Genomic DNA, 2820 nt, shown 5'->3' on the forward strand with positions numbered 1-2820 from the left:
ACACCTTCGGCCGGAACGTATCGTTGATACCATCCCCGTTTGGCGTGAAAATATTCGGCAACACGAACAGCAAGCAATTATCGGCACAAGCGGAATCGCTCTGCAAGCTCCGCCGACCGAACGTATTGATAGCCTGCACCGTGTAGCAAACCGTTTGCGTCGTGAGATTGCCGTGCGCGTACGTAGTTTCCTTCGTTGAAGCCAGAAACTGGTAACTAGCGCTGCCTTCCAGACGGTAGAAGATGTCGTAGTGGTCGATGCCCGTGTTGTCGCAGCCTGCGGGTGAGTTGGAGCCTAGCTGCCAGCTCAGGCTGTTCGTATAGGTCTCGCCGGGGCGGGGGAACACACCCGGCCGGGTAAGTACTGTGGCGCTTAGCGCTTCGCAATTATTATCGACGGTGAGCACCGGCTTGCACGGCACAGGCGTGTACTCCACGTCTAGCTCCTGGCTGTTATTGAATAGCCTGTCGGGCAGCTTCGGGTTGTTGTACGTACCATTGGTTTGTACATAGTAACGGTAAGTCTGCCCTTGCACGAGCGTGGTACTGCGGTCGGTGTAGCGGCCGCCGGTGAGGGTACCTTGTACGGTACCAATGGCAACGTAGGCGCTGCCCGTTGTCACATTGCGCCGGTAAATGGTGGTCGGGCGCGAGGCAGTCGAATTATCCCACGGCACGGTGTAGGTCCAAGCTAGGTCTACCTGGGTAGCGCCGTCGTTGGCTTGGCCGCTCAGGCGCACGCTGGAAGCGGTGGGCGGTGTCTCCGGCACGGGCTTGCCGCTGGGGTTATTGTTGGTGAAGAACTCCAGCTTGTAGGTGTACGCGTTGGCCTGCGTATTCAGGCCCTTCTGATCCACGTACACCGTATCGTTCAGGTTGAAGGCCGTGTATACCGAGTCGAAGGCAGCACTGGTGCCAACGGCCCGCGAGAGCCGGTAGCGCAGCGGCAGCGGGAACGTAGTAGTACTACGCGGCTTGGTCCAGCGCACCGTTATCTGGCCGTTGCTCACATCGGTACGGTCGACGGTGACATTAGTAAATACGGTGCTCGCACCATCTAAGGTGATACAAGCCTCGCCGGAAGCTAGGCTTGCGCCCCCCGCTGGTCGGGCGAAGGCCACGTAGATGCGGTAACAGTAGTTTTTGCCGCGCTCTAAGCCTTGGCCGTTGCGGTCATCCAAGAACGAGCGCTGCCCAACAGCAACGGTACCAATCTGCACAAACCCCGACGAGGCTGGAATACCCGTTTCGCACGGACCAGGGGTGAAGCTGGAAGGATTTTCCTTGCGGTAAATGAGGATTTGCGCACCTGGGTTTTGGCACGTGTACGCGTCCCAGGTAAGCAGGGCCGCGGCAGGGTTTGTAGTGGAGCGTTGCGCTACCAAGTTCTTAGGTGCAGGCCCGATTACGGTAATGCGCCACACTTTCTCGTCAATAAACGGATCCACGCCTGTGGGCGGCTGATCGGTGGCTTTGAAGACAACTTGTGTCGGCTCACTCGCAATGTTGGCGCAACTAGGCGTCCAGTTGAACACGCCCCGGGCCCGGTTGGCTGGGCTGTTCGATAGTTGACGGAAGGTAGCCGGCGGGATAACCCCGCTGTAAGCCGCTAGGGTTATAGGCCGGTTCTCTGGGTCGGTAGCCGTGACGTTGCCTTTGAATGGCGTGCCAGCTACAACGCAAGTATCCGTTGGGATAACTAGGCTAGGGCGCAGATTGGTGCTAGCTCGCACAATAATCTGCATGTCGCGTACTACTTGTCCAATTCGGCGGGCGGGCGCCCCAGGTATACGGCGCCACTCCTCGACAATAAATGCCACATTGTAGCACCCTAGGGTGTTGGGAGCATTCCACACGATCTGCCCCGTGTACTTATTTTGGGTGAAGGTAACTGGGTTGCCACCCGGATCGGGCCCGCCACCCGCTTTGCCCGGCTCAGCATCTGGGCTCCCCGAAGGATTACCACCGAAAGCGACGGTAGTACCGCCAAACCTAGATGCATCCGGGTATACAAAGTCCGTGCAGATAGTGACCACCGGCTGGTTTGTACCGGGAGGGCTAATTGTTCCGTCGACACCTAAAGCTACTTGCCGACTTTCAAACCGCACGTACGCGAGGGAGTCACCGTCGGCGTCGTACGCGGCCGGATTGTGCAGGAACACCTGCCCGCGCGCAGCTAGGTCAATGGCTGGTGCCTTCAGCACAGGGGAACGGTTTATACCTAATGCGGGATCTATTACGAAGGTGGTGCGAATGTAAAAGGTCTGGGCGTCAGGCCGCGTCATGTTAATAACACAGCCATTACGGTACTCCCCAATATAGCTGACCGTGTACGTCCCGATGGCATTGTAAGTATGCTCAAAGTAGAAAACATTGATATCTGTGTCGTTTCCCACGGGAGTACCGTTGCCGCCCGATGGATTATTGGCACGTATTATCTCATTTAAGCCAGTACTGGTGCCATCGCCAAAGAAGATCGTCGCTTTCTCGGCCTTGGCTGCGCTAGAGGCTTCCGTATACAAGATCATCTTGAAGAAGAAACGACGCGGATTTCGGCCCGCCGTCGTGTCAGACTTCACTTGGATATCACCGGCTCGCAAGTGAGAAGCTCGGGCAGTGGGTAAAAAAATTAGCCCTACCAGCAGCGAGGCTAGTAGGGCTAACAGGAACCGTTCGGAACGAATAGGTAGCTGAAGAAACATAGAGAAACCTAGCAATATAGTCGACTAGATTTCATGAAGGTAGGTAATAGGCTACACTATTACCATACCTAGCTAGTGGTTAATCTGTACCCAGCCTTTGAAGGTTTTTTTGGTGCCGT

At 56.3% G+C, this 2820-nt stretch carries 1 protein-coding gene; it reads right to left on the reverse strand.

The genetic code is table 11. The features are described 5' to 3' along the window. Positions 1 to 2701, reverse strand: a 2701-nt coding sequence (locus tag BXP70_RS28860; RefSeq protein ID WP_086597587.1) for a hypothetical protein, incomplete at its 3' end; no start/stop codon positions are given. Between the last annotated feature and the right edge of the window lie 119 nt (positions 2702 to 2820).

Origin of the sequence: Hymenobacter crusticola, from assembly GCF_002154225.1 — a bacterium.
Classification (GTDB): domain Bacteria; phylum Bacteroidota; class Bacteroidia; order Cytophagales; family Hymenobacteraceae; genus Hymenobacter; species Hymenobacter crusticola.